This is a genomic window from Metabacillus rhizolycopersici (assembly GCF_020075705.1).
Genome location: NZ_JAIQUM010000010.1, coordinates 85,620 through 108,754, shown reverse-complemented (window position 1 = coordinate 108,754; position 23,135 = coordinate 85,620). Strand labels below are relative to the sequence as shown.

The following is a 23,135-nucleotide window of genomic DNA, read 5'->3' as shown; positions in this document are numbered from 1 at the left end:
CTTAAGCTTTGATAGCGTAACAATAGAACGTTTAATTGCAAATCAAATCTACAATATGAAAAGGTGGGAACATATTAAACTTTGTAAATCAAATATGATCCTGCCTATTTTTCCTAAACAAATATAGCATAAAATTAATTTATTTATAATAATTAAAACTATTTCTGTTATTAAGTTCATTAAAAAATCAAAAAAACCGACTAATTCGTGAGCATTACACGTCTAAAACCATTCTTACTGTTTTCAAGATATGTCCATTAAAGTCATCATCAAATTCAGAAACAACTTTAAACCCTTTTGCTTTGTAAAATGTTATTCCGATACGATTCTCTTTTTCTACATTAATAAAAATCTCTTTTGCACCTTCTATGTTTTTGATACCCTCATTTAGTAAAGCTGTTCCTATACCTTTTCCTTGGCAATCAGGAATTACATAAATTGCTCCGAGTTCTGTCGCACCGTATTCTTCTACGGAAGAAAAGTTTGCAAAGCCAACAATTTTTCCATCCACTTCTGAAACCCAAATAAATGAATTTTCTAATCGTCTTTGCATCATCGCATCATTATAAGCAGATTTTAAAAAACTTTCCTGAATTTCAAATGGAATTATTTCCTCGTAAGTGTTATTCCAACTTGTTTTAGCAACTTGTTGCACTTGTTGAATATCTGCCATTTGCATCTCTCGGATCGTACATTCCATTTCCATCAGCCTTTCTTTTTGTAATAACTTTCAAACAATTTTCATCGTTGTAACATTTGTCCCCATTATTTAGGATCAAAATCGCTATGCTTTTGTCGCAAGTTGTTTTAGGCAACACATTTTTTGATGGTCTACTACAGGTAATCATTCAATCCTTATGATACAATCATGATATTGATTTTGACTACTGCTACATAATTAGAAACTGTTCAAACAAGCATCGATGAATAAACATCAAAATGTCCTCATGAAAGGAGTTGGACATTTGAACATAAAAGTAAATCATAAAATCATAAAAGACATGTGTGGCACTGTATCCTTTAAAAGAGGAGAGGCCTTTTATCATTCAAATAAAATCAAGTTTGAACAATATACCTCAAATGAAAGTAAAGCGAAGGTGCTCGGAGCGGAAGATTTTTTTGTTACGATTGAAAGGGATGCCTCCGGCGGAATACAAACGAAATGCAGCTGTCCTAAGCTAGCTTCTTTTGATAAAGATTGTCAGCATATTGCCGCTGTTTTAGTAGCGATATATGAACATCAACGTCATGGAACAGCACCAATTGAACTGGATCCAGCGAATCAAGACCTGACAGACGGATTGTTTACCCTTTTTAATACACAGTCCGTCCGATTAAGTGGTCATCAAACATATTTTGAAAACAGGCAAGTACTTGACGTCGAGTTTACTTGTAAACCGGTCACTATTAGTAAAGGGCAACAAATGCTTGGTATTGAAATAAAAATTAATGAGATCCACGTGCAAAATATCAGGACCTTTCTGGAAAATCTGAAGGAGGGCTCTCATTGCACACTTTCCGATACATTTACTTTTAACCATCATCTTCATTGCTTTCCAAAAGAAACAGATGCTGTCACCCAGCAGCTCATCCAAATGAATCATGATGAAAAAATGTATTTTGCCACATTACCAAACGAAAATAGCCAACCAATCAGCAATGATCTACTACTCATCTCACCGTCTTCTTGGAAAAATTTGCTACCTTCACTAATAAAGGCTCCAAAGGTGAAATTGGTATATGACGGTCAAACGTTTGATGGATTACACTTAACTGATGGATTGCTTCCATTACAATTCGACCTTGAAGAAACGAACGGTAATAGGTATCGATTGAAGATTAATGGCTTACATCAGATGGTTATCCTAAACTCTTATCTGACTGTATTATTTAATGGAAAATTAAAACAGTTGGAAAGTCAGGATTGTAATCGTCTTTACGATCTAAAACAGATGGTAGAGGCTTCGGGGACAAATGACATTCCAATTTCTCATGGGCAAATCGGTTATTTTCTCGAAAAAGTGGTTCCAGGTTTAAGAAAACTAGGTGATGTCAAAATATCTGGCGTAATAGCTAACCAGTTTATGAAGTCGCCGTTGATTGCTAAGCTTTACTTGGATCGTGTGAAAAATCGTCTGCTTGCTGGACTCGAATTTCACTATGAAAAAATCGTGATGAATCCAGTGGAGAATCGTGTGCTCCCTGCAGGTTCGATGGTGATAAGGGATGTAGACAAGGAGGATGAGATCCTGCAGCTGATGGATGAAAGCTTGTTTACGAAGACGGATGGCGGTTATTTTTTGCAAAATGATGAGTTGGAGTATGAATTTTTAACCCATGTCATACCAAAGATGAAAAAAATTGTGCAAATTTATGCAACGACTGCTGTAAGAAATCGAATTTTCAGAGGAAATGTTCACCCACAGATACGAGTAAAGTTCAAAAGGGAACGGACAAACTGGCTTGAATTTACATTCGAAATGGATGGAATACCTGAAAAACACATAAGAGATGTTCTACAAGCCTTAGAGGAAAAACGGAAATATTATCGCTTGCGGGATGGGTCGCTGCTTTCATTGGAGACAAGCGAATTTGCAGAAATTCGTCGTTTTCTTCATTCACCCGAGATCCAGAATAAAGATCTTGCAAGTGGTTTGAGTTTATCAATAAACCAGAGTCTACAACTTCTTGATACTGTCGGTGGGAGCAAAGTATTTAAGTTAGAAGCATCGTTTCGTCAGTTTCTAGAAACCATTCACAATCCCGGTAGTTTGGAGTTTCAACTACCGAGTAGTTTAGCGTCAATACTTAAAGACTATCAAAAATTAGGCTTTCAATGGATGAAAACTCTTGCCTACTATGGGTTTGGAGGGATTCTCGCAGATGATATGGGACTAGGAAAAACCCTACAAAGTCTTGCGTTCATTCTATCAGAGCTTCCTGAAATCCGTAAAAATAAACTTCCGGTACTGATTGTATGCCCATCCTCATTAACGTATAACTGGCTAAGTGAAATCATGAAATTCACCCCTGAATTACGTGCCATTGTTATCGATGGTAATAAAACAGAGAGGGGCAAAATTCAAAAGAAATTAACGGATATCGATGTTGTGATCACTTCTTATCCGTTATTACGCATGGATCTAACATGGTATGAGCGACAAGTATTTTACACAGTGTTTTTTGATGAGGCTCAGGTGTTTAAAAATCCTACGACACAAACTGCGCGCGCGGTAAAGAAGATACAGGCAGATTATCGCTTCGCACTCACTGGGACACCAGTGGAAAATTCCATTGAAGAGCTGTGGTCCATTTTTCACATTATCTTTCCTGAATTATTCCTTGGATTAAAGGAATACAGCAAACTTTCAAGGGAAACGATTGCTCGGAGAATCCGACCATTTTTGCTTCGCAGGATGAAGGAAGACGTACTTTCAGAGTTTCCTAAAAAAGTCGAGTCGACTGAATCAGTGGAGCTGCTTCCTGAACAGAAGAAATTGTATGCGGCCTATTTAGCAAAGCTGAGACATGATACATTAAAGCATCTGGATAAGGATACACTTCGAAAAAATCGCATCAAAATCTTGGCTGGTATAACTCGGTTACGACAGATTTGTTGTCACCCAAGCCTATTTGTGGACAACTATAAAGGAAAATCAGCAAAATTTGAACAGCTTATGCAAATTGTAGAGCAATCGAAGCTATCAGGAAGAAGGGTATTAATTTTCTCACAATTCACGAAAATGCTAGAACTCATAGGTAGACAATTAGCATTGAAAGGACTGCCTTTCTTTTACCTCGATGGACAAACCCCATCTGAAGATCGAATTGAAATCTGCAATCGATTTAATAACGGCGAACGCGATTTATTTCTCATTTCCTTGAAAGCAGGGGGGACTGGCCTTAACTTGATGAGTGCAGATACCGTTATTTTATATGATACTTGGTGGAATCCAGCAGTTGAGGAGCAAGCAGCAGACCGTGCCCATCGTCTTGGCCAGAAAAATGATGTACAGGTTATCAAGCTGGTTGCCCGCGGAACAATCGAGGAAAAAATGAATGAACTCCAAGAGAAAAAACGACATCTCATCGAAGAAATCATTGATTCTGATGAGAAAAACCTATCAGCTCTGACTGAAGAGGATCTTAGGGAGATCTTGATGATTTAGAGTAAGATAGTATTTCTTATCAACTTGTGATACTCTATACATTGTATGAAAAAAAGGACGTGAAGATTGATGATAAAAATTGATATACCTAAAGTAGACGTTTCAATCATAGAACGAACGCAAGTACGAGATGAAAATGAACCAGTTATAAAGTCAATTGAGGGATTCATTGACATTCATAAGATTCCGAGAGATAAAGGCGGCATTATCTTGTTTTACAATAAAAAAGATGAATTACTTTTTGTTGGGAAAGCAAGAAAGCTAAGACAAAGAGTTAAGAAGCATCTTGAAGACACGGTGTCACCAATTCAGAATCATAGAGAAGAAGTGTACAGAATAGATGTATGTTTAGTAGAAGATCCAATGGAAAGAGACATTTATGAAACGTACATTACGAATAAGTTTCAAGCGAAATACAATGTAGATAAAGTATATTATAAATAATGTAAACATAGATGTTAAGGATCAGTAAGTTAGTTTGTTAATTCCTATAAAAGCTATTGTTCATATATTTAAAAAAGGACTTCTTCAAAATGGAAGTCCTTTTTTTGTGTGGTCCGGTCAACAAATCAAAATCATGATGCTACCCCATATAGATAAAAGGTGCTTCTGCGAACGTTATGTACCGGTTTGTATTATAACGATCAGTAATTGGAAATAAATGAAAATGTAATCACGATGTTTAATTAGATTGGAGTATTTATAAATGAAGGTCATGTATCTAACCATTGAACTTATTATCGGGTTTTTCCTTCTTTTTATTATCGTCAAGTTTGTTGGAAAGAAAATCATTAATCAAATTACCCCATTCACTTTTATCGCCGCGATCGTGTTAGGAGAATTACTAGGCAACGCATTATACGATCATCAAATTGGTGTCCTTTATATTATTTACTCTATGGCATTGTGGAGCATTTTACTTTTTATTGTCGAATATCTCGGACAAAAATCTTTATTGTTTCGCGGTATTTTTGAAGGGAAACCAGCTGCTCTCATTAAAAACGGGGTAGTCGACCGGGAAGAGTTAAGAAAAAATCGGATGAATATCAATCAATTACAAAGCTTACTTAGGCAAAGTGAAACCTTTTCGATTCGAGAAGTTGCCTTTTGCTACTTAGAAGCGAACGGTTCAATTAGCATTTTAAAGAAGTCACAGTATCAGAAAACGACATTAGAGGATTTTAATCTTTTGGACAAGCCTGTTTATGTTCCTGTTACTCTCATTCGAGATGGGGAAGTATTATGGGATGAAATTAAAGATTTGAGATATGATGAATCCTGGTTAAAGAGGCAACTCTTATCACAAAATGTATCTGATTATAAAGATGTTTTTATAGCTGAATGGTTGGAAGGAGACGGAATTTTTGTTCAAACCTATCCAAAATCATAATCACTATGAATCTTATGTCTAAAGTACGTTGCATAAATCTCCTTATGAGTAACGAAAAGGGATTTTCCAGTCAAAGTTCCAACTTTCACCGCATGGATTCGGCAATCTCTATTAACAACTAAAACCCTTTGTTATCTAAGTAAGATATTCGATGTTTTCTCAGTGTTAAGACATCATTACATTGTTTACTGAGTTAGGATATCAAGTATTCAAAGTAGCTTTACTTTCAATTTTTCTTCTTAGAATACTTTAATTACTATTGATTTTCATAAGTATAGATAAACGATGAAAACAGATGCTAAGCAATTGAAGCAGAATGGGTATTGGTTTAAGATGTGCTGAATTATCAATAATTTGTACTACTAAAGATCTTGTTATGTTGAATGGATTAAGATTAATTGGTGAAAATAAGGTATATCTTAAAAAAGGGGAAAATGAAAATGCATAATAGGATCGAAAACATAAAGAACAAACTACCAGAAGATCACAAAGATATAGCGGTTTTAGCTAGGCATATATTTGAAGCGTTTGATAAGTTACTTGAGGGGCACCGAATGTTAGTAGGGACAAGTTCCACTGCAAAAATTAAGCCAAACCCAGTGGAAGAAAGAACATTCTTTGAAACCATAAATGAAATGAAAAATATCATTCTCACTGAATTGGAAAAGACAACTGATGACATAGAACATATTGGGGATAAACATTGGGAGAAAAATTATAAAGATGGGATTGAATAAAAAATATAGCCGCTTCTAAATTGACAGACCTTCACACAACATAGAGCTGGTGAGGAATCAATCCTATTTAATTAAGTGAATACCCTCGAAATCGTTAGAAGTGTTCATTTCTCTTTCTCACCAATACTAATTATTAGGAAATATTTCAAAAAAACGAAAAAACAGAAAAATAGTTGAAGTTGATGGTATAATTGAATAATTAATTTGATTATTGGGGGTTATTATGGACATATTTCAATTAAAAAAAGAAATACAGTCCTTACGATCGTATTTATATAAATTAGGAAATCAAACTAAAAATTATTCACAAGGAGAAATTTTAAAAATTAGCCAAGAATTAGACAAAAAAATATTAATATATCAAAAACAGATGGTAAGGCAATCAAATAAAAGAAAGATTCAGTTATAATGATTTTCTAAAAATATACAACTATTTTATTAATCTAATCAGTAATTCAAAAAATACATCCAGTAATTTCTAGATATTTTTACCTATGATAATAATACTATCTTTTGTATAATTGTATAAAAGGGTGGAAATATTGAAAGATAAAATAGTTGTAACTGGTTATGGGGTAAAAGCCCTTAGGACAAATAACACTGCAGAATTTGTATCTAATTTAAAAAATGGTGTCTGTTGTTTACAATCTGTATCAACTTTGTTACCAATAGTGAAAATACTATTGTTGGTCAGATAAAAGAAAGCTTAGAGGAATATGAGCATGATAAAAGATATAAAAGATTACCAAGGGTTACACTTCTTGGTATGTCTGCTGGAATGGAAGCAATAAAACATGCTAAACTATCTAATTTATCCGATAAAAAAGTCGGACTTTTTTTGATGGTTCAGTAGGAGCAATTGGTGAAAAGGTGTACCAAGAATCTATATATAAACAGTCAGGCATTAGGGATAAATGTAAATGATAGAATAGAGGAATATTCTTCAAAAGAAGTATTTAACCATACCGTCCCATACACTTCCATAAAGAGTATGATAGGAAATCCTTATGGTGCTAGTGGAGTATTGCAAGTCATTTCTTCATTGTTAAGTATTACCCAATGGTTTATACCTCCAACCATTCGCACCAAAAAAGATGGTTTTGAAGATATGAATAGTATTACTGAAACTTTGTTTCAAGAGGTTAATGAAGTAGCAATAACTAATCATGGGCTTGGAGGCAATAATGCATGTGGTTATGTAAAAAGATATAAATATTAGTAGGTGTAAACATTGATCATATCGTTTTTAATCGCTATTATAGGAATTATTCCGGTAGTATTAGCGATCTCTGTTTTAAAATTGTATAGCGGTTCTAAACTAGCAATCCCTTTACTGCTTTACATGCTTTCAATTAGTTTATGGCAATTGGATATAGCAGTTTTATACTTAAAAGGTACTTTTTCTAAAGAAGTTATATTATGGCTTTTTAAGATTTTTAGAGCGGGAACAACTTTTATGGTACCTTTAGTTTTTTATATCGCATATATTACTTTAAAAAATCATGCATTTAATCTTAAAAATACATTATTTAATCGTTTTCTATTATTTGTGTTTAATAGGAAATTTTTAGTGTTTTCGTGCATTTGGAGTACTATCATTTACTTGATAAATATGACAGAATTCGGGATTAGCGGATTACAGGATTTTAAGGTTACAAATTCCAATTCGTATTACTATTTCCCTCAATATGGACCGCTTCATTTTTTGTATATAATTCATATAGTTAGTTTTATTATATTTGTAGCTTTTTCCTATATGATTACTAAAAATCTTCAAAATAAATACTATAAAGATTTTTTAAGTACATTTTTCTTATGCTCTTTTTTACTATTTGTATCAGGGTTAATTAACTTTTCTCCCGAAACAGGGGCATTATATAGTAGTTTAGGAGTAATTATTTTTTCTGTCATCATTGTCTTTTCGTTTGTGCGAATAAATACAATGATGACAGTAAACTATAATCATTTGATTGAGCGTCAAAAAAAATTAGATTATACAGGGAATTTAACAGCTAGTTTAGTACATGAAGTGAAAAATTCACTTGTTGTTGTAAATGGATATTCAAAGTTATTGAGCGAGTTAGAAACATTACCGAAACAAGGTCATAAAATGAACGGAATGATTTATACTGCTGCACAACAAATTAATGAATTAACACAAAATTATATGAAATTTATAAAATATAACTCCATTGATTATAAAATGGTCGATCTTAATTTAATCATTGATAATGCAATTGAACTAACAGAAGAACTATCAAAAGACAAGTCAGTAGAAGTTTCTTTTGAAAAAAAATATAAAACTTTAAAAGCGCATGTAAATCAAACATATTTAAAGCAAGTGTTTATTAATTTAATCAAAAACAGTATTGAAGCAATTCCCAAAGATAGAACCATAAGAAAAATAACGATTTCGACTTATGTTGAGGCTGACATGATTCATATAAACGTGATTGATACTGGAAAAGGAATACCTATAGAAAACTGGGAAACTATTTTTGATCCTTTTACTTCTTATAAAATAGAAGGGATGGGTTTAGGTTTACCTTTTGTAAAAAAAATTATTTTTGAACATCGTGGGGATATACAAGTAGTGGATAGTAATTCAAATGGAACAAATCTGCAAATTGTTTTGCCTCAGTATGCATTTAGTGACTTTTAAATAGATGCTTATAAAAATAGTTTTAGAAAGAATAAATGATGAAGAAAATTAGTATTGTTGCTATAAAATTCTTCTTCGGGTCCTACCAACAAAATATGGAAAACATACGCTAAGTAAATTTCGATATGAAGAAAGCAGATCATTCCTACAAGGAATCATCTGCTTTTATTATTTTTTTGATAAGGGGACGTAGCGAATGTAAACGTACTTTACGAACGAAGGGATTCCCATTACGGAAGCTCTTTTTTTATGTCGAAACTTGTTTTCTATTAATTTTCGGAAATATAATCGTTTTCTGTTATGATGTTAGTAAGTTGGATGGCGTGTGTGGCAGTCATAGTATCTGGTGTAGGTGGGGCCGATACTATGAACAGATCATAAAAGAATGTCCTTTTTCATTAATATAAATTCAGCCTTGTCGGCTTATATAATGATTAAAAAGTCATGAAAACACCGTCCATCATATTAATGAACGGTATGCTATGTAAGGTAGAATACATATTATTGAAGTTACTAGAACTCCATTTTTAAGGGTGAAACAAATTCCCCTGATTTTTACCTTATTACTTTTTTTCTACCACTGCAAAATAGTTTTCTTCATTATCGGCGAAGTTAAATACTCTTCCCTCAGGGACATCGACAATTTCTCCGACGGTTATATTTTTATCTTGAAAGTCTTTATATAATTGATCAAGGTTGTCCGAGAAAAACAAATAATGATGGGGTTCCCAGATTGACTCCTGGCGACATTTTAGCAACTACTTCCTTGTTATGTAAAACAATTCTTGTTTGAGAATCATTTGTCGGAGCGATTTCAAACCATTTCATGCCTTGAGCGTCATCTACCTCAGAAATCACGGAAAATCCAGCTTTTTGTGTCCAAAACTCCAAAGACTCTTCCTGGTTATTTACATACAGCATAACTTGCCCCAAAATAGTAATCAAATCGCCACTCTCCATTTCTTCTTGTCACTAATGTAACCACTCACATTGTAAACAAAAGTATACTATATATTCATTCCAAATAGAATAAGCTTCGCCATCTTCCCTGTTTTATTCAATTATTATTGAATATGCCACTTAACGAGTAATTCGTTTGCTGTAAATGGCTTCGCACTTGAAGGTGGGTGTGAACTTGCTTTTGCTTGTGATGTCCGTATTGCTGCTATGAATGCCAAATTTGACTTACCAGAAGTTGGACTACTCGGTATCATTCCAGGTTATGGCGGTACGCAACGCTTAGCCAAACTAATTGGTCCCGGGAAAGCAAAGAAGTTTATTTTTTCCGGTGAACAGGTCTCGGCTGAAGAAGCGTATCAAATTGGTCTTACAAGAAGGCTTACAGTTAGAGGCTGAACTATTTTCAACTTTGTGCAACAGACGACAAAAACGAAGGAGCAAGGCGTTTTTTGAAAAACGAGCTCCAAATTTCAAAGGAAAATAATAATAGAAAAATAGATTTTATTGATTTCTATATAGAAGATAAAGATCTTTAAGGAGTTGTAAGATCTATGGTTAAAACTATTGGAGTGGCGGGAGCAGGAACGATGGGGAATGGTATTGCTCAGGTGGCTGCTTAATCTGGTTACGAAGTGATTATGCGTGATATTGAAGAATATTATATATAAAAAGGCCTTGGTTCGATCCGAAACAATTTAGACCGAGCAATAAGAAAAGGCAAGTTGGAACAAGGAAGGGCCAATGAAATATTTGGAAATATCAGAGGAAGTGTCGATTTACAGGACTTAGCAGAAGCCGACATTATTATTGAAGCAATTATTGAAAAGATAGAACCAAAAAAATCATTTTAAAGAACATAATGTCATTTGTAAAGAATCAACCATATTTGCATCCAATACATCTGGTTTGAGTATTACAGAAATTGCATCAGCTACGAATCGACGCGAAAAGGTTATAGGCATGCATTTCTTTAACCCTGTTCCTGTAATGAAGTTGGTAGAAATCATTAAAGGTCAGGAAACTTCAGAAGAATCCTTTGGAATTGTGAAGAATTTGGTTGAATCTTTTGGGAAAGTTAGGATACTGATCAACATATTTGGTGGCTACGGCTATACAAGAAATTATCTAGTAGAACGAATAGTGATTGCGAATAACCTTTTAAAGGGCAAATAACTAGAATAAGGAAGGGGATTGATGATGGAAACAGAAATTGCTCGCCCAACATACCATGTTCGATTTGTTACAGCATCTGCATTATTTGATGGCCATGATGCTTCCATTAATATTATACGCCGAATTCTTCAAGCCTCAGGTGTAGAAGTCATTCACTTAGGACATAATCGTTCAGTTGATGAAGTTGTAAATGCCGCAATCCAAGAAGATGTGCAGGGCATTGCAATGAGCTCCTATCAAGGCGGTCATGTCGAATATTTGAAATATATGTTAGATTTACTTCAACAAAAAGGAGCAGACCATATTAAGGTTTTTGCAGGTGGAGGTGGGGTTATCGTTCCATCTGAAATCAGGGAATTACATGAATATGGCATTGCAAAAATTTTTTCGCCAGATGATGGTCGGGAGTTTGGGTTGCAAGGCATGATCAATCATATGATCCGAGAAAGCGATTTTCAAACTCCGAAGCAATTTCATCAAGAATTAGAGCAATTAAACAAGAAAAACTGGGGTTCTATTGCAAAATTAATTACCTTTGTAGAAGAAAATCAAATAAAAAACAAGGTGGATGCAACGATTTCTGCTGCTTTGGAAAAAGTGCTGATCGAAGCTCCGAAATTGCCTGTTTTAGGTATCACAGGAACTGGTGGCGCAGGAAAAAGCTCATTGACTGATGAGTTGGTGCGCCGTTATCTCGAACAATTCCCAGACCGCTCTATTGCGATTATATCAGTAGATCCCTCCAAAATGAAGACTGGAGGTGCATTATTAGGTGATCGCATTCGGATGAATGCCATTCACAATCCACGTGTGTATATGCGAAGCTTAGCTACCCGAGGTTCTAAAACTGAGTTAAGCGCTGCCACAAAAGATGCAATTAATATAGTTAAAGCGGCTGGATATGATTTTGTCATTGTAGAAACGAGTGGAATTGGTCAAGGCGACTCTGAGATTGTGGAACTTTGTGATGTAGCCATGTATGTCATGACGAGCGAATTTGGAGCCACAACTCAGCTTGAAAAAATCGACATGATTGATTTTGCTGACTTAATTGTCATTAACAAATTTGAGCGCCGTGGATCTGAAGATGCTTTACGTGATGTTCGCAAACAATATCAACGCAGTCATCAGCTTTTTGACATGCCAGATGATAAATTACCTGTGTTTGGAACAATTGCTAGCCAATTTAATGATTCAGGAACAAATGTCCTTTTTGCAAACATAATGAAATTTATAGAACAGAAAACGAAAAGTAGTTGGCCAACTACTTTTGATCATAACATTCAAAAAGTAACGAAGCAAAATTTAATTATCCCACCAAATCGTACCGCTTATTTAGGAGAAATCGTACAAACGGTTTATCACTATCGAAAATACTCCGAAGAACAAGTAAATCTGATTCGCAAATTGTACCAGCTACGAGGTACGAAGACACTAATTGAGCTAGACAATAGAGATTTCATGTCGAAGGAAGAAGCTGAAACTTTCACTTCAAAACTTGATAAAATGATTGCTCATTATGAACGAAAGATACATCCAGAATGCAAAAAAATGGTAGAAGAGTGGCCGGAAATTCGGGATTCCTACCAGCAAAATCAACTCGTAACAAAGGTTCGTAATAAAGAAATTGTTACGGAATTGTTCACGGAATCATTGGCCGGAAATAAAATTGCTAGAGTCAGTGTACCGAAATTCGAGGATCCTGGGGAAATTCTCAGTTGGCTATTAAAAGAAAATCTTCCTGGTTTTTTCCCTTATACAGCAGGAGTATTTCCATTCAAACGTACGAATGAAGACCCGAAACGCCAGTTTGCAGGAGAAGGGACTCCAGATCGAACGAACCGCCGCTTTCATTATCTTTGTCAAAATGATGAAGCGAAACGATTGTCCACAGCTTTTGACAGTGTCACTTTATACGGTCAAGACCCGGATTATCGACCTGACATCTTTGGGAAAATTGGAAACAGTGGTGTAAGTATCTGTACATTGGACGATATGAAAAAGCTCTATAAAGGGTTTGATCTATGTCATCCATCTACAAGTGTATCCATGACAATTAATGGACCAGCGCCTATTATCTTGGCGATGTTCATGAATACGTCGATCGAACAACAGATTGAAAAATTCATAGAGAAAAACGGCCGTCAGCCAAACGAAGAAGAGTCTAAGGAAATTAAGGAATGGACGTTACAAACTGTACGAGGCACAGTACAGGCGGATATTTTAAAAGAGGATCAAGGACAAAATACGTGCATTTTTTCGACTGAGTTTGCCCTTAAGATGATGGGGGATATTCAACAATATTTTATCGATCATAAGGTGCGTAATTATTATTCAGTCAGTATAAGCGGGTATCATATTGCAGAAGCAGGAGCTAATCCAATTTCTCAATTAGCGTTCACTCTAGCTAATGGCTTCACCTTTGTAGAATACTACCTAAGTCGTGGCATGCATATTGACGACTTTGCTCCAAACTTATCCTTCTTTTTCAGCAACGGATTAGATCCGGAATACACCGTTATGGGGCGCGTTGCACGTCGGATTTGGTCAACCGTCATAAAAAATAAATATGGTGGGAATGAACGTAGCCAAAAGCTTAAATATCATGTTCAGACATCCGGTCGCTCCCTTCATGCTCAAGAGATGGACTTTAACGATATTCGCACAACTCTGCAGGCATTGATAGCCATTAATGACAACTGTAACTCCTTGCATACGAACGCATTCGACGAGGCTATTACGACACCGACTGAAAACTCCGTACGTCGCGCCATGGCTATCCAAATGATCATAAATAAAGAGTTGGGTATAGTGAAAAATGAAAATCCACTTCAAGGGGCATTTATTATTGATGAACTTACAGATCTTGTGGAAGAAGCAGTCTTAACTGAATTTATGCGTATCCATGACCGTGGTGGTGTCCTTGGGGCGATGGAAACACAATACCAGCGTGGGAAAATCCAAGAAGAATCGCTTTATTATGAACATAAGAAACATTCTGGAGAATTACCTATTATTGGTGTCAATACATTCATTAATCCAGATAAGGAAGAAAACGTGTTTGAAATAGAATTAGCACGTTCGACAATAGAAGAAAGGGAAATACAGATTCAAAATCTTAATGAATTCTGGTCCAGGAACAAAGCCAAATGTCCAAATGCGCTTAAACGATTAAAGCAAGTCGCTCTTCAAAATGGCAATATTTTTGAAGAATTGATGGAATCTGTGAAAGTGGCATCCCTTGGTCAAATCACAGCAGCATTGTATGAAGTAGGTGGACAATATCGTAGGAATATGTAAGAATCAACCATTAGAAAATTTAGAGATTTACAGAAAGACATTCATAATGTGAAATTGTACTAAGTTTTGAGCCGATACTTCTTAACCGAAAATTAAATGGATATTCCAAGAAAGGTAGATTAAGATGCTACATGAATCATTTGTTCGTACAAGATATTTTGAATCTGATGTATACGGACATATCAATAATGTCAGTTTTTTCATCTATTTGGAACAAGCGAGGGTCGATTTCTTTGCAGATAACAATCTTCATAAAAATCAAGAGGAGTGGTCCTTTGTAGTCGCTTCCGCTCATTGCGATTATATTAATCAAGCTTATGTAAACCAAAATCTTGTCATTCGAACATATATCGACCATATTGGACGAAAAAGTATCAAGTTAAAACATCAAATCATGGATCAAGCAAGTGAAGAGTTGATTGCTGAAGGGGAAGTAGTGTTAGTTCATTTTAACTTCAAAACACAGTTAAGTGAGCCGCTGGATGAAGAATTGATTAAGAAGCTAAGCACATATTTAGCGTAATACAATGAATAGTGGACATCTAGTTTTTGACTGCTTAAGAATGTTATAAATGATTGTGAAAACACACAGACGATTCCAACTGCAATTTACATTGCTATGGACTCTAGCAATATACTACTAGAATTAGACATATTAGATACTGTAAAAAGATCCCCTGAGTTCCCAATTGAATTCTGGGGATTTTTTTATTTATCAGGCCAGCCCCTTAGTCAATGAAGGATCACAGTACTACGGATAAGGTTCCAAATATGCAATTATTTTGTATTTTTGTACAGTACATATTAACGTATAATCACTAAATCATAACAATCTAATGTCCTTAAAACGCGTCTCTCAGCATTACCGCGCATAATATCTCTTATGTGCGGTAAATTCCATTTCATAGTATAATGATAAAATCATAGAAAAATTGGAGGATCACGATGGATACGAATAAACAATTAGTCGCCTCCTGGTATGAAGAAGAGTTAGCGATTTTCCAAACAGACATGGATAACAAAGATTACTCTCCGTTTACAATCGAAAACTATTTACGAGACGTCGTCATGTTTTTATGTTTTATTACCCGCAACCAGGAAACAAAAGTCGAGTTAGATCATGTGAAAAAAATGCAAATTACTCTATTTATGAACATGCTGAAAGCGAAAAGAGGAAATAGTGCAACGACACGGAATCGGCGATTAACTGCCGTTCGTTCATTTTATAAATGCTTATTATCTTATGAGCTCGTAAGTCGTAATCCCGCAATTGAATTAGAAAGTGCAAAGGAAAGAAAAGGGACACTGCCAATTTATTTAGAGAAGGAAGAACTGAAATTGTTTTTCTGTGAAATTGAGGAAGTCAGTCAATCAAGGCATGTGATAAGAAACAAAGTCATGTTAGGATTAATGGCATTTGCAGGTTTACGTGTGACAGAAATCCATTACCTTAACTGTTCCTACATTAATTCGGAAAAGAAAGGCATCACGGTTTTAGGAAAAGGAAACAAGTCTAGATACATACCATTACCACTTACACTTTATAACCAACTAATTGAGTATATGAATAATGAACGGGAGTTGCCTATGAAAGGCCATGAAGATGCGGTATTTATTTCACGACGAGGAAAGCGTATTTCCAGAAGGAGAATCCAAGAGATTACGGAAAGAATTCGCTGCAGTTTAGAAACACAAGCGGATATGGATAGCTACAAAACGAAAAAAATATCGAGTCATAAACTTCGTCATTCATTTGCAACCCATTTAGTTCAAGGTGGAACTGACATTCGAACAGTCCAAGAATTATTAGGTCACTCGAATTTAAATACAACACAAAGATACACACATGTTTCCGATAAGCAGAAGGAAAAAGCAATGGAGATGGAAATTGGTGATTATTTCCAATGAAATTTAATAGAAACTATGATTCGAAAAGTAGAGAACTTCAAGATTATATGACCCTTATTGAAAGAAAAGTGCGACATACCTTTCAAATGAAGAAAGCAATCATAAAATTAGTAAAATTTCTTTTCATATGATAAAGTAAATAGCGTAAAATCTACTATGAAAAGCAGGATGGTGTCATTCGGAATGTCAATCAAACAACTTACAAGTATTGAAGAATTAAATCAATTTGTACAACAACCAGGAAAACATATTCTTTTAAAACATAGTACAACTTGTCCAATCAGCGCGAAAGCTAATGACGAATTTCAAAGCTATGTGAACGGTGATGAAACTGCTTCTGCTGCAATGGTTTTAGTAATTGAAGATCGCCCTGTTTCAAATCATATTGCTGAAGAGTTTGAAATCAAACATGAGTCTCCACAATTATTGCTTTTTGAAGATGGGAAAGTTCAATGGAACACATCTCACTGGAAGATTACGAAAGATGCAATTAAGGAGGCGCTTAACGCATGAGCAAACCAGTCATTGTTTATTCCACACCGGGTTGTGTAGAATGCAACTACGTTAAGCAAATGCTTACTGACGAAGAAATTCCATTTGAAGTTAGAGACGTTATGTCAAGCGTTGAATACCAACAAGAAGTCGAAAAGTTTGGCTTTATGGGTGTGCCTGTAACTGTCGTAGGAGATAAAGCGGTAAAAGGCTTTAACCCTGAATTAAAAGAGCTTTTAGAAACAATTAAATAATAAAACAGACAAAAGCCATGATTGAAAGTCATGGCTTTTTCCTAATGATGATATGGATCGAGCTACTCAACAAATTTTAGAAAATCTCTTGAAAATTTTGTTGGTGATGGGAAGATACTTAAATGACCAATTTATTTGTTTTAGATGATATTTCATATTGATGTCTGGTTTGTTTTCCCTCGCTACCCATGTAGGCTAAAAGGTTACTTTTAATGCAATCATCATTAGTCAGTAATGGGGTTCTAATTTTAAAACAAGGTCTTGTTCACATAATCATTCTTATCGGCAATGAAAAAAGGGTCTTCAAAGATCCCTTTTTACTGCTAATTCAACTAAAAAAATCCGTTAGTTCCTTAACGCTCTTCTGACTTTCCTTGCGAAAATTAGTGGGTCATCAACGTCTTCGATATTAACGTAAATCAAACTCGGATCATCAAATAGCCACTCATTGTGTACAGACGAAACGGTTATTCCTTGTTCAATAATTGCAGCAACAAATCTATCGACTTCCTTTTGCAAGAGTGCTACTCGACCTAGACACAATGCCCGTCCAGTCTTATTATCTCTTGATTCGTATGAGAAAGAAGTTGTTACTCTAAAACGTTTTCCCATGATTGTTACTTGTATTTCATCTCGATTTATTGTTGCCACACATTTCCCACCAGCGAATCCCTCTTGGCCGCCGATAATTCTTGCAAACTGTTGACATATTGATTCATTATTAAAAGCCATACCTTTAATCCTCCTCCGTCACTATTAAGTTATGAATTAATGGATAGGTCCGAAATAGCCATGAATCTATTCGGTTACACGGTCCCTGTTCATTAAGAAACATTTTTTCAAAGTGTTTGTTTTGTCGAACATAATTAATTATTTTTATAAATAAATCTTAGCGTAGGCAACTACTCTATTTAGCTAATCAAGTTTCACTATTGTTAATGATGCAGCATTCCTTTTTTGTTTACCTATAATCGGTAATAAGGTATCCGTAGATGGACCGATGTTTCTAAGTTCCAATGTTGAATTTTTTGAATATAAATAATAGCTTGCCCAATGAGCATTAGGCTCGCTCCATCGACTTGTCTTTGTATGCCATAGTGAGTAAGCTACCCCTTTACTAAAGAATCATTTAAAATCAAAGCATATATTGAAGAAGGAGCAGGACCATCGATTAATAATATATATTCAATTTTATAGTCACCTGATTTACGAATTATTAAGGTGTCGCTAGGAAGGGTAAACTTTATACTTTTACCTGATTTGACCATGATGGGCTTGGAACCTATTAGTGTAACGTAGCCATAGGCAGGTGAGGATTTTTTCCAGTTTTGATCTGACACTAATGTTCACCTACTCACTTATTATTTCTATTATTATATGTGAGTAGATTAAAAATGAATGTACTACTGTACTACGATTTCTATCATTATTCCTAATAGATAGAAATGAATATTCTATACAAATCTAGTCAACATAAGCTGACTTGCTATTTTTTCTTAGAGTGGTACCACCAATAGACAAAACACTAAGGTGTATGTTTCAGAAGGTCGAATTAGATAACTCTGTTCCGTTCACTTCGCTTCAAGAAAAATAGATTATTTAGATATAGACAAGTAGTCAGCACAGGCCGTTTTTTAACTTGATTGAAATCTTTGATAAGGAATGACAATCTTCCACTAAAAAAACACATAAATTAGCATAATACCGAATATTTCCGCAAAATTTTTGTCGAATATATTGTCTTTTAGTGAAATCTACATTAAAGTTAATTTTAAAATGAAGGATGAACAAGCCTAAACGATTTCTTATCTTTTCATTAATATTTTTTAACAGCTTGGAGGAACATAAAATGACAATGAAAAAAGCTTTGACAATTGCTGGCTCTGATACAAGTGGGGGTGCCGGTATTCAAGCAGATTTAAAAACATTCCAAGAGCTTGGCGTTTATGGAATGACATCGTTAACAGTTATCGCAACAATGGATCCAAATAACCACTGGCACCATGGGGTATTTCCAATCGCCAATGATGCTTTACAAGCTCAATTAGATACAGCGCTTTCAGTTGGGATTGATGCCGTAAAAACTGGCATGCTTGGCACAGTTGAAACAATTGAAACAGCTGCCAAAAGAATAAAGGAAGCTGGATTAGATAAGGTTGTAGTCGATCCTGTTATGGTATGTAAGGGAGAAGATGAGGTTCTTAATCCAGAAACGGCTGACTCTTTACGTGAAATTATGGTACCAATTGCAACGGTCGTTACTCCTAACTTATTTGAAGCTAGTCAGCTAGCCCAAGTACCACCAATTAAAACAATTGATGAGATGAAGGAAGCTGCTGTAAAAATTCATAAGCTAGGTGCCAAATATGTATTAATTAAAGGTGGCGTCAAGTTACAGCACGATAAAGCAGTAGACTTATTATTTGACGGTCAAGAATTTAAGTTGTATGAAAATGAACGGATCGACACGACATATGTTCATGGTGCAGGCTGTACGTTCTCAGCTGCCATTACAGCAGAATTAGCAAAAGGAAAATCTGTGTTAGAAGCAATCGATGTAGCAGAAGCTTTCATTAGAGAAGCCATTCGTCACGGCTGGAAGCTAAATGAATATGTCGGTCCAACCATGCATGGGGCATACCGTCTATACGGAGCTGGTCGCTTAGAAGCAGAAATAGCTAAATAATTTTTACATTTCAATCCAAAAAGTCGATTTCTTATTTAGGGGATCGACTTTTTGGGTTTTACGACTTATTTAACCATTCCCGTACTTTGTATTTTCACAAGGCTGTTTTCATAGCCAATAGTTGTGTTTGTTTATCTGCTAGCCCCAATATCGCTGATACTGAGGAACGTAAGGAGTTTGTTGGTATTGCGGAATATATTGCGGCTGTTGATACTGTTGATTTACATATTGATGAGGTGTATGTTCCTTTACTCTGTTGCAATTCGTGTATGGACCTATATATGTTGTGGCTTTAACTGGTGCAACTGCTTTTTTCCATTGATTTTCATCGATGCAATAAGTATGCGACATGACGTTTGCAGGAGTAAATTTTAAGATGTCAGAACCTAAAATTACTTCTGGAGTTGGTGCATCAAAAATTGCCAAAAGATGAGTGTCATCAAGTGTAGCTACTTCATAATGCCACCAACCTTGTGGAACGTTTGCTACTTGTCCTGGTGTAATAGTGTAATTGAGAAGTTGTTTTGTGAATGGGTTCAGCATCGATACAGTAGCAGCACCAGAAATACAATAGACTAACTCAGCTGCATTTTGGTGATAGTGCGGTTCTACGACATTATTAGTACTTAGGAAAATGTCTAGCAGAGACACATTTTCCAATGTATTCAACTGTTGCACACCTAATACGTTAATATAGTTGTTGTTATCTTTTTTGAACAAGGGACTTTTATTTACGTCAAAAGTGTATTGAGTTGATGGAGATGTGTAATCCATATATGAAACCATAAATTTTTTTCACCTCTTTACATTAGATATAAACAAACCTTCTAGGCATGTTATGTACTTACAATTAGTTTGGTGTGCGTAGTTATTAAAAAATTATTAGTACGCAGTTCGAGAAAAATGCACAGTAAACTTGTTAAAGACCTAGCTATTACTAGGTCTTTATTTTATTGTTCAACAGCAACAATCTATACGAAAAGAGCCCTTCACAATGAGCTTTGACATAAAGGATGAGCAGCTGAGAATACCTTATATATAAAGGATGAGAGGATGTGTAGAAATACGCTATCAACCGCAACAATATAACGACAGTCAGGATAACGGTCTATGGACAATGATTCATTTTTACACAAGCACGTGATCAAGGAGTGTCTATATGAATCTCACAAAATTTGTAGATGAACTTCCTATTCCTCCTATCTTAAAACCCTATTGGAAAGATCCCTTTCAAACAATTTACAAGGTAAGGATGGTCGAATTTAAACAATCTCTCCACCGTGAGTTAAATGATACAAAGCTTTGGGGTTATGAAGGCTGCTATCCAGGGCCGACAATTGAGGTGGAAAGTGGCGAGAAAGTATTCATTAAATGGACGAACAATCTGCCTCCGAAACATCTTTTGCCGATTGACTTTACTGTACATGGCGCCCATTCAGATGTGCCTGAGGTACGTACTGTTGTACATGTACACGGTGCAAGTGTTGAACCTGAAAGTGATGGCTATCCAGAGGCTTGGTTTACAAACGGATTTGAACAAGTAGGGCCCTTTTTTAGAAAGAAAGTTTATCAGTATGATAATGTTATGCGAGCTTGCACCCTCTGGTACCATGATCATACACTTGGAATTACGAGACTGAATATTTATGCGGGGCTGGCGGGATTTTATCTTATTAGAGATCAGCGTGAACGTTCATTGAATCTACCTTGTGGACAATTTGAGATCCCGCTTATCATTCAAGATAAATCGTTTCATAAAGATGGCTCGCTGTTTTACCCAAGGCAGCGAGATAAACCAGTCCCACAAGTAGAAACATCGATTGTACCTGAATTTTTTGGAAATACGATTGTGGTTAATGGAAAGGTATGGCCCTTTGTAAACGTGGAACCACGAAAATATCGATTTAGGCTACTAAACGGTTCAAACAGTCGCTTTTTTCGAATCAAGTTTGATTCGCATCAATTATTTTATCAAATTGGAACTGATGGGGGTTTAATGGAATACCCGATCGGAATCAATGAAATCTTATTAGCACCTGCAGAACGGGCAGATGTCATTATTGATTTTACTAATCTTAATGGAAAGCGTATTATCATGAAGAATGATGCGCTAGCTCCTTTTCCAAATGGAGAAGCGAAAAATATGGTTGATACAGTGATGGAATTTAGAGTAGAACTACCGCTTTCAAGTATAGATACGAGTGTCATCCCATCTTACTTAAGACCTTTTCGAAAATTAAATGTACAATCCGCATCAGTCAAAAGGAAATTAACATTAGATCACACATTGGATCAATATGGTCGTGAAATCATGCTGTTAGATCGTAAGGGATGGGATGCTCCCATTACGGAAAAACCTACATTAGGGTCAACTGAAATATGGTATCTCATAAACCTAACGGAAGATTCACATCCGATACATCTTCACTTAATTCATTTTCAAATACTAGACCGAAGAGACTTTGATGTCGAAGGATATAAGAGGAAAAAAGTAATTAAGTACACAGGCCCGCCATTGCCACCAAAATACCATGAAAAGGGATGGAAGGATACAGTTATCGCAAATCCAAACCAGATCACGCGAATTATCATGAAATTTGGACCCTACACTGGATTGTATGTATGGCATTGTCATATGTTAGAACACGAAGATTATGAAATGATGAGGCCGTATATCGTCATCAAGGAACAAAAGCGGAAGCGCCTTGATCAGCCTCAGGCAAATAAGACGATCAGGAATAGAATGTGTTTTTTACCTTCAATTCCTGATTGGCTGTAGACCCAAAAGGGGCCGGACGCTTACGCTAGATGTCGTGCGCTTATCCACAGTGTACAAAAGAGTTTTATAAATTTCTAAGCAATAGAAAGGACTGCCATCATCTTCAAATGGCAGTCCTTCTTTTAACTTATAATAAGCTTGTTTGAATTGGTAAGTCGGTGTATTTCATTGATATGTCAAGCTGGATCAAAGCTATCGTTTTTTCTTTTTACTGTCATTTGATAGTACTTGTTTTTTAACAACTTGTTCAAAGATGACATGTACATAAACCTTGTTTTCTTCAATTTGCTTAGTACTCAAAACTTTTCCTTTGCGACCTTTTATTTTTACATTGTCATCTACAGAAGGAACTTGTTTTAGCAGCTGACTTAATACTAAACTATTATTTTCGAAAAAATGAACGGTAATCATCTTTTTGTCTCTCCTTTTTTAGAATTCAATCATAAAAAGAGAGGATGAGATCCGTAGGAAGGAAAGTGATCCATCTTCTCCTTATAAAATATTGAGAAAAGATTTGAATTAGACCGGAGTCATACATATAATGTTTTTTATTTTTCAGAATTATTCAGGATGGCAGATAAGGAATTCAAAATGACGAGGTATCATAATGTTGAAAAGCTAGTCC

At 35.4% G+C, this 23,135-nt stretch carries 20 protein-coding genes and 2 pseudogenes; 16 read left to right on the top strand and 6 right to left on the bottom strand.

Going from position 1 to position 23,135, the window contains the following annotated elements:
- Positions 1-214: 214 nt before the first annotated feature.
- Positions 215-700, bottom strand: coding sequence for a GNAT family N-acetyltransferase (locus tag K9V48_RS07160; protein ID WP_224138019.1), 486 nt, complete (start codon positions 698-700; stop codon positions 215-217).
- Positions 701-965: 265 nt separating this feature from the next.
- Between K9V48_RS07160 and K9V48_RS07155 the strand changes: the two genes are divergently transcribed.
- From K9V48_RS07155 to K9V48_RS07125, 7 genes are all read left to right on the top strand, one after another.
- Complete coding sequence (locus K9V48_RS07155; protein ID WP_224138018.1) at positions 966-4,169, top strand: DEAD/DEAH box helicase; 3,204 nt, start codon at positions 966-968, stop codon at positions 4,167-4,169.
- Between the two features lie 69 nt (positions 4,170-4,238).
- Positions 4,239-4,613, top strand: a complete 375-nt coding sequence (locus K9V48_RS07150; protein WP_224138017.1) for a nucleotide excision repair endonuclease — start codon at positions 4,239-4,241, stop codon at positions 4,611-4,613.
- A 262-nt stretch (positions 4,614-4,875) separates the two neighbouring features.
- Positions 4,876-5,559 (top strand): DUF421 domain-containing protein, encoded by a 684-nt coding sequence (locus tag K9V48_RS07145; protein WP_224138016.1) that lies wholly within the window; start codon positions 4,876-4,878, stop codon positions 5,557-5,559.
- 440 nt (positions 5,560-5,999) lie between these two features.
- On the top strand, positions 6,000-6,296 hold the full coding sequence (locus K9V48_RS07140) for a hypothetical protein (protein WP_224138015.1): 297 nt from the start codon (positions 6,000-6,002) through the stop codon (positions 6,294-6,296).
- Positions 6,297-6,519: 223 nt separating this feature from the next.
- Complete coding sequence (locus K9V48_RS07135; protein WP_224138014.1) at positions 6,520-6,705, top strand: aspartyl-phosphate phosphatase Spo0E family protein; 186 nt, start codon at positions 6,520-6,522, stop codon at positions 6,703-6,705.
- A 453-nt stretch (positions 6,706-7,158) separates the two neighbouring features.
- Positions 7,159-7,515 (top strand): hypothetical protein, encoded by a 357-nt coding sequence (locus tag K9V48_RS07130; protein WP_224138013.1) that lies wholly within the window; start codon positions 7,159-7,161, stop codon positions 7,513-7,515.
- Positions 7,516-7,527: 12 nt separating this feature from the next.
- Positions 7,528-8,958, top strand: a complete 1,431-nt coding sequence (locus K9V48_RS07125; RefSeq protein WP_224138012.1) for a sensor histidine kinase — start codon at positions 7,528-7,530, stop codon at positions 8,956-8,958.
- Between the two features lie 563 nt (positions 8,959-9,521).
- Here K9V48_RS07125 and K9V48_RS07120 read toward each other — a convergent pair.
- Positions 9,522-9,903, bottom strand: a pseudogene (locus K9V48_RS07120) (VOC family protein).
- Between the two features lie 126 nt (positions 9,904-10,029).
- On the opposite strand from K9V48_RS07120, the gene K9V48_RS07115 reads away from it, so the two are divergent.
- The 7 genes and pseudogenes from K9V48_RS07115 (at position 10,030) to K9V48_RS07085 (ending at position 17,045) form a co-directional block, all read left to right on the top strand.
- Positions 10,030-10,314, top strand: coding sequence for an enoyl-CoA hydratase-related protein (locus K9V48_RS07115; protein WP_224138029.1), 285 nt, complete (start codon positions 10,030-10,032; stop codon positions 10,312-10,314).
- Between the two features lie 326 nt (positions 10,315-10,640).
- Positions 10,641-11,091 (top strand): annotated as a pseudogene (locus K9V48_RS29015) (3-hydroxyacyl-CoA dehydrogenase NAD-binding domain-containing protein).
- Positions 11,092-11,115: 24 nt separating this feature from the next.
- Complete coding sequence (gene icmF, locus K9V48_RS07105) at positions 11,116-14,391, top strand: fused isobutyryl-CoA mutase/GTPase IcmF (RefSeq protein ID WP_224138028.1); 3,276 nt, start codon at positions 11,116-11,118, stop codon at positions 14,389-14,391.
- Between the two features lie 124 nt (positions 14,392-14,515).
- Positions 14,516-14,914 carry an acyl-CoA thioesterase gene (locus K9V48_RS07100; protein WP_224138011.1) on the top strand — a complete coding sequence of 133 codons (399 nt, stop codon included), beginning with the start codon at positions 14,516-14,518 and terminating at the stop codon, positions 14,912-14,914.
- Between the two features lie 422 nt (positions 14,915-15,336).
- A complete protein-coding gene (locus K9V48_RS07095; RefSeq protein WP_224138010.1) occupies positions 15,337-16,299 on the top strand; it encodes a tyrosine-type recombinase/integrase in 963 nt (320 codons plus the stop codon).
- Between the two features lie 183 nt (positions 16,300-16,482).
- A complete protein-coding gene (ytxJ, locus tag K9V48_RS07090; RefSeq protein ID WP_111616413.1) occupies positions 16,483-16,812 on the top strand; it encodes a bacillithiol system redox-active protein YtxJ in 330 nt (109 codons plus the stop codon).
- Positions 16,809-17,045 (top strand): glutaredoxin family protein, encoded by a 237-nt coding sequence (locus K9V48_RS07085; protein ID WP_224138009.1) that lies wholly within the window; start codon positions 16,809-16,811, stop codon positions 17,043-17,045. Before ytxJ ends, K9V48_RS07085 begins: the two co-directional genes overlap by 4 nt.
- Positions 17,046-17,390: 345 nt before the next feature.
- Here K9V48_RS07085 and K9V48_RS07080 read toward each other — a convergent pair whose 3' ends face one another.
- Positions 17,391-17,777, bottom strand: coding sequence for a DUF1259 domain-containing protein (locus K9V48_RS07080; RefSeq protein ID WP_224138008.1), 387 nt, complete (start codon positions 17,775-17,777; stop codon positions 17,391-17,393).
- A 374-nt stretch (positions 17,778-18,151) separates the two neighbouring features.
- Positions 18,152-18,385: a hypothetical protein gene (locus tag K9V48_RS07075; protein ID WP_224138007.1), complete on the bottom strand. Its 234-nt coding sequence runs from the start codon at positions 18,383-18,385 to the stop codon at positions 18,152-18,154.
- A gap of 509 nt (positions 18,386-18,894) precedes the next feature.
- Here K9V48_RS07075 and pdxK point away from each other — a divergent pair.
- Positions 18,895-19,731, top strand: coding sequence for a pyridoxine/pyridoxal/pyridoxamine kinase (gene pdxK / locus K9V48_RS07070; RefSeq protein WP_224138006.1), 837 nt, complete (start codon positions 18,895-18,897; stop codon positions 19,729-19,731).
- Between the two features lie 138 nt (positions 19,732-19,869).
- Here pdxK and K9V48_RS07065 read toward each other — a convergent pair whose 3' ends face one another.
- Complete coding sequence (locus tag K9V48_RS07065) at positions 19,870-20,517, bottom strand: cupin domain-containing protein (protein ID WP_224138005.1); 648 nt, start codon at positions 20,515-20,517, stop codon at positions 19,870-19,872.
- Positions 20,518-20,890: 373 nt separating this feature from the next.
- Here K9V48_RS07065 and K9V48_RS07060 point away from each other — a divergent pair, with 373 nt between their 5' ends.
- Positions 20,891-22,510 carry a multicopper oxidase family protein gene (locus K9V48_RS07060; protein ID WP_224138004.1) on the top strand — a complete coding sequence of 540 codons (1,620 nt, stop codon included), beginning with the start codon at positions 20,891-20,893 and terminating at the stop codon, positions 22,508-22,510.
- Positions 22,511-22,702: 192 nt separating this feature from the next.
- Here the strand turns inward: K9V48_RS07060 and K9V48_RS07055 are convergent, their stop codons facing one another.
- A complete protein-coding gene (locus K9V48_RS07055) occupies positions 22,703-22,921 on the bottom strand; it encodes a hypothetical protein (protein ID WP_224138003.1) in 219 nt (72 codons plus the stop codon).
- Positions 22,922-23,135 lie beyond the last annotated feature (214 nt).

What these genes read in the sequence shown, in the direction of transcription:
- K9V48_RS07135 (WP_224138014.1), top strand. Translation starts at nt 6,520, where the DNA reads ATGGACATATTTCAATTAAAAAAAGAAATACAGTCCTTACGATCGTAT.
- K9V48_RS07060 (WP_224138004.1), top strand. Translation starts at nt 20,891, where the DNA reads ATGAATCTCACAAAATTTGTAGATGAACTTCCTATTCCTCCTATCTTA.
- ytxJ (WP_111616413.1), top strand. Translation starts at nt 16,483, where the DNA reads ATGTCAATCAAACAACTTACAAGTATTGAAGAATTAAATCAATTTGTA.
- K9V48_RS07065 (WP_224138005.1), bottom strand. Translation starts at nt 20,517, where the DNA reads ATGGTTTCATATATGGATTACACATCTCCATCAACTCAATACACTTTT.
- K9V48_RS07080 (WP_224138008.1), bottom strand. Translation starts at nt 17,777, where the DNA reads ATGGCTTTTAATAATGAATCAATATGTCAACAGTTTGCAAGAATTATC.
- K9V48_RS07150 (WP_224138017.1), top strand. Translation starts at nt 4,239, where the DNA reads ATGATAAAAATTGATATACCTAAAGTAGACGTTTCAATCATAGAACGA.
- K9V48_RS07160 (WP_224138019.1), bottom strand. Translation starts at nt 700, where the DNA reads ATGGAATGTACGATCCGAGAGATGCAAATGGCAGATATTCAACAAGTG.
- K9V48_RS07145 (WP_224138016.1), top strand. Translation starts at nt 4,876, where the DNA reads ATGAAGGTCATGTATCTAACCATTGAACTTATTATCGGGTTTTTCCTT.
- K9V48_RS07095 (WP_224138010.1), top strand. Translation starts at nt 15,337, where the DNA reads ATGGATACGAATAAACAATTAGTCGCCTCCTGGTATGAAGAAGAGTTA.
- K9V48_RS07055 (WP_224138003.1), bottom strand. Translation starts at nt 22,921, where the DNA reads ATGATTACCGTTCATTTTTTCGAAAATAATAGTTTAGTATTAAGTCAG.
- K9V48_RS07140 (WP_224138015.1), top strand. Translation starts at nt 6,000, where the DNA reads ATGCATAATAGGATCGAAAACATAAAGAACAAACTACCAGAAGATCAC.
- pdxK (WP_224138006.1), top strand. Translation starts at nt 18,895, where the DNA reads ATGACAATGAAAAAAGCTTTGACAATTGCTGGCTCTGATACAAGTGGG.
- K9V48_RS07100 (WP_224138011.1), top strand. Translation starts at nt 14,516, where the DNA reads ATGCTACATGAATCATTTGTTCGTACAAGATATTTTGAATCTGATGTA.
- K9V48_RS07085 (WP_224138009.1), top strand. Translation starts at nt 16,809, where the DNA reads ATGAGCAAACCAGTCATTGTTTATTCCACACCGGGTTGTGTAGAATGC.
- icmF (WP_224138028.1), top strand. Translation starts at nt 11,116, where the DNA reads ATGGAAACAGAAATTGCTCGCCCAACATACCATGTTCGATTTGTTACA.